Here is a 4,199-nt window from a genome sequence, read left to right on the forward strand (position 1 = left end):
TCGAACTCCAAATACCAGGCCCGCGGACCGAACATCGACCGCCGCACCTACAAAGCCACCACCAACATCGACGTCATCACCAACGAACCTTGACAGGCCAGCCACCGACCTAACTGAACGGCGTTGGTGCTAGTCCTTCACGGCAGCGCGCTGGTAGATCGGCTCGTAGTCGCGGGCCATCCGCTGCGTGGAGAGGTTCTCCGCCACGTGGGCGACGCAGGCCGCCGGGTCGAGGGTGGTCGCCTCGTGCAGCGCCGCCGGCAGTTCCTCGTCTGCCTCGCAGACCAGGCCGGTCAGGCCGGGTCGGACGAGTTCCGGGACGGCGCCGCGGTTGAGCGCGACCACTGGGGTGCCGGTCGCCATGGCCTCCACCATGACCATGCCGAAGGGCTCCTCCCACTGGATGGGCATGATCAGGCAGCGGGCGTCGATCAGCAGCTGCAGCACGGCCTCCCGGTCGGCGTTGAACACCACCGTGATGTCGTCGTCGAGCAGTGGCCGGATGACTTCGTCGTAGTAGCGGCGTTCGATCGGCTCATTGCACTTGCCAACCAGCATCAGCGGCAGGCCGGCGGCCCGGCACGCCTGGATGGCAACGTCCGGTCCCTTGTCCCCCAGCGCCCGGACGGGTTCGTCCCTCTTCCTCGGGCCCACCGGCGTCGGTAAGACCGAGTTGGCCCGGGCACTCGCCGCAGCGGTGCGCTGACGCTGCTCAACGCCACCGGTCAGGTCCGCCGCGTCCTGGACCTCACGGGCGTCCTGCCGCTGCTCGGCCCCGATGACGCTGCCCCGGGGCCGCTGCCGGGCGACGCGTGACCGGGCACGACGCTCAACGCCAGCGGCGAGTCTGTACGCGTCAGCGGCAGGAGTCGCTGGCGGCGAGCCTCGGCTGGCAGGTGCGGGCCGAACGGGTGGGCGGCTCGGCGTGATCGGGGATGGCGCGCTCCTCGCGGGCAGGCCAGGGCGGTGCGGTGGAACTGAACGAGATCCGTCGGTGACACCCGCTGCGCGCAGGCGGCTGGACGATGCCGTCTCCGGAGAGTTTTCACCTGGTCAGAGCGGGGTAGCGATGGTCGCTGTCAGGACGGGAGCCTCGGGAGACAGGATCACGGCCGTGAGCGAGTTGACCACGCACCTCGACCTTCCTGTCGGTGTCGACGCTCTCGCCGCCGCCCGCCAGGTCACCAAGGCCGCCCTGACCGCATGGGGGCTCGGTGACCCGCAGTGGGTGGACGACGCCGTGATGATCGCCGACGAGCTGGTGGCCAACGCGGTGCGCCACGGCGGCGGCTGCCTGCGCCTGCAGATCCGCGCTACAGACGGCAGGGTGACGATCGCGGCCGTCGACGGCTCCGCCGTCGTTCCCCGCCGCCGTGAGCCAGACGGCGACGGTGGCCGCGGTCTAGCGATCATTGAAGCGCTGTGCGACGAGTGGGGCGTCACTGACCTCGACGATGGTCACAAGTGCGTGTGGGTCCGACTGGCGCCACCGCCGTCGTGACCCGCGACGAGCTGCTCGATCGAGTTCCGGGGCCTGCGGAAACGGTCATCAGTGACGAGTGGTGCTGGTAGCGTCAGCGGCGCCGGGAGCGGCGGGCGCAGCCAGGCGGCTGGCTTCCTCATAAAGCGCCCGCCGCTCCCACCTGATCCACCGCAGGGACCGCCCGCGGCAGTGCGCACCGCGCGGTTCCGAGGCTGGTTCGCCTCGACGAACTCCCCCTCCGAGACCAGAGGGCGAGGGCAGGTGGTGAGCGTTTACGGCCGCCGCTGCCGTGAGGCCGTCGGAGGTCGATGGCTGCAGCGGATCCTCCCGGCCAACAGGGTCGCATGGCTGGCGACGGATGTCCCATTCGCTAGCGTTTAGCTGGCCTGGGGACCGGCAGTGGGTACCAGGTGGGGCAGACGAACGGCGAGAGCGAGGCGCTGGGGCTGCCGGACACCTTGACCTCGAGTTCGCGGGTGACGGTGAAGTTAGCGGGGCGGCTCGGCCTGAGCGCTCCTGTGGCGCCGGTGGTGAGTCTTGATCCTCTGTGGCTCGGCTGGGCCGTCTGCCCTTGTGTCCGTGCGTGTTGACCACAGCCTGCTGTGCGGGTTGTGGCGACGCCTGCCGCCCTGGTGCCTGCCCCTGCGCGGGGTCTGGCCTGTTCATTGGCTCGACCATAGTGACGTTTGTCGTCCCCCGCACCTGCGAGGCGTCCGCCCAGCCGGGCGTCAACGGCAGGTCGCGCCTGCCCGGACACCGACCGGGAGCCGGGCTGGCGCGGCCCGGGACGGACCTGAGCCACCTGAAGTCGAGCCGAGACCGGACGCTCGGCGGCGGTGCTGTCGGCCGTCACCACCGCCCGTCCGCGCGCAGCACGCGCTCGCCGGAGACGTAGAGGTCGTCCGGGGCGAGCAGGAGCAGCCGGACCACCTCGGCGGCGACCTGCTCCGGCAGCGCGGAGACCTCGTCCAGAAACTCGTCGCCGACCCGTTCCTGCAGCCGGGTCGGCATCGGCCCGGGATGCACCAGCATCACCTTGATCTGGTTGCTGTGCTGCACCTCGGCCAGCGACTCGACCAGGCTGCTGCCGTAGCTCTTGGTGGCCCGGTAGACCGGGATGCCGGGCCTGGGCTTCGCCACCGCCATCGCGCCGATGTACACGACGTTCCCCCGGCCCTGCCGCCGCATCTGGTGCAGCGCCTCCTTGATCACAAAGGTGGTGCCGAGCACGTTCACATCCACGGCCCGCCGGATGCGCTCCGGGGACAGGTCCGCCAGGTCGCCGCCCGCCCACATCGAGGCGCAGGCCGCCACCCCGTCGATCTCGCCGTACCGGTCGGCCACCTCGGCGAACGCCTGCCGAACCTGCTCGTAGGAGGAGACATCGCAGACGGCGCCCGCGCAGCCCAGGTCATCGGTCACCGCGGCAACCTCGTCCGGCGCGTCGCCGACGACGGCGACCCGGTGCCCGCCGACGAGCAGGCGAGCCACCGCCAGCCCGAGTCCGCTGGTCCCACCGACCACCACGAAGGTTCTGGCACCCATGTCCCTCCAGCCGTCGTAACCACGAGCCGTCATGCAACGGCTCGTGGCTTCCCGCTTTTGCCAGGTCCACACCCGGCCCACCGTCCCCCGGAGGCCGAATCGTTCGTGGACGGACGGCGAGGGCTGGTGACCGGCCCGTCAGCGACACTGCCGGCAAGACCGACCGGATAGCCAGGTGGCTGCCTGAACGCGCCAACGCCGCGGCCCGGGACGCCCGCCACGCGCGGGCCGCCGCCGAGGGCCGAACCGGCCTGGAAGCCGAGACCATCACGTTCGGCGAACTGCTGGAGGAGCACAACGAGGCTCTGTGGCAGGTTCATTGCGACGCGTGCAACCCGCACCGCACGAGCGGATGCGAAGGGTGCTACTGGTTCGCCGTCGAACGCTGCTCGACATGGGCTCAGCTTGTGAACTGGACGGCACATCTCCTCAGGAAAGACTGGGTCGCTGCGACCAACTGGCTCGACTTCATAGAGGCCGCGGCTGATGGTAGAACCATGACGGGCCTGGTCTGCCACCCAGCCGACAGGTACCGAGACGCGTAATCAGTGACCTGGAAGGGGCGACCGTTCGTCCGCCCCTCCCCAGGTCTGGCGACTTCGTCATGGGCTGCTGTCCGACGAGAGCTTCGTGCTAGCTGTTCATGTGGGCAATGCCCAGGTGCCGCTGATGACGACGGCGTCAGCGGCCAAATCGGGCCGTTCCCATGTTCGACGGGACCCGCCGGGGGCACCAGAGCTGATCGGCAAGACAGAGGCCCTTGACCGGGAGCATCGGTCAGGGGCCTTCTTCGTGCGCGCGGTCCACTTCTCCGGATCTGTTAACAACCCTTGCTAATAGCCGTCACGAACGTCAATATGTGGAGGTCGCGGGTCGTCGAAGCCTGGGGAGTGAGCCATGAGAAGCCGTCGGATTTTCGCAGTGGTAGCCGGGGCGGCGATGACCGTCGCGGCCGCCGTCGCCTTCGTCCCCAGCAGCATGGCTGCCGTGTCCTCGGCGGACGCCGTCCCGATGGTCGCCTGCACGGCGCCGGGCTGGGCCGAGGGCAACACCTACCAGGCGGGCACCCAGGTCACCTACGGCGGCCGGCTCTACCAGGCCCTGGTCACCCACACCGCCCACCCCGGCGCAGGCTGGAACCCGGCCTCGACCCCGTCGCTGTGGCGGGACC

General features: G+C 69.9%; 3 protein-coding genes and 1 pseudogene. 2 read left to right on the forward strand and 2 right to left on the reverse strand.

The features are described 5' to 3' along the window. Window positions 1–129: 129 nt before the first annotated feature. Window positions 130–612 (reverse strand): annotated as a pseudogene (locus FHG89_RS00450) (glycosyltransferase); the annotation flags it as partial. Window positions 613–1,114: 502 nt separating this feature from the next. Between FHG89_RS00450 and FHG89_RS00455 the strand changes: the two are divergent. Continuing rightward, window positions 1,115–1,501 carry an ATP-binding protein gene (locus FHG89_RS00455; RefSeq protein ID WP_167493834.1) on the forward strand — a complete coding sequence of 129 codons (387 nt, stop codon included), beginning with the start codon at window positions 1,115–1,117 and terminating at the stop codon, window positions 1,499–1,501. Between the two features lie 831 nt (window positions 1,502–2,332). Here FHG89_RS00455 and FHG89_RS00460 read toward each other — a convergent pair. Beyond that, window positions 2,333–3,028, reverse strand: coding sequence for an SDR family NAD(P)-dependent oxidoreductase (locus tag FHG89_RS00460; RefSeq protein WP_158630811.1), 696 nt, complete (start codon window positions 3,026–3,028; stop codon window positions 2,333–2,335). Window positions 3,029–3,925: 897 nt separating this feature from the next. On the opposite strand from FHG89_RS00460, the gene FHG89_RS00465 reads away from it, so the two are divergent. Further along, on the forward strand, window positions 3,926–4,199 hold a 274-nt coding region (locus FHG89_RS00465; RefSeq protein WP_341874230.1), incomplete at its 3' end, for a carbohydrate-binding protein.

Origin of the sequence: Micromonospora orduensis, from assembly GCF_006228125.1 — a bacterium.
Lineage (GTDB): Bacteria > Actinomycetota > Actinomycetes > Mycobacteriales > Micromonosporaceae > Micromonospora > Micromonospora orduensis.

Excerpts from the sequence above, each read along its gene's own strand:
- FHG89_RS00460 (WP_158630811.1), bottom strand. The coding sequence starts at position 3,028 with ATGGGTGCCAGAACCTTCGTGGTGGTCGGTGGGACCAGCGGACTCGGG.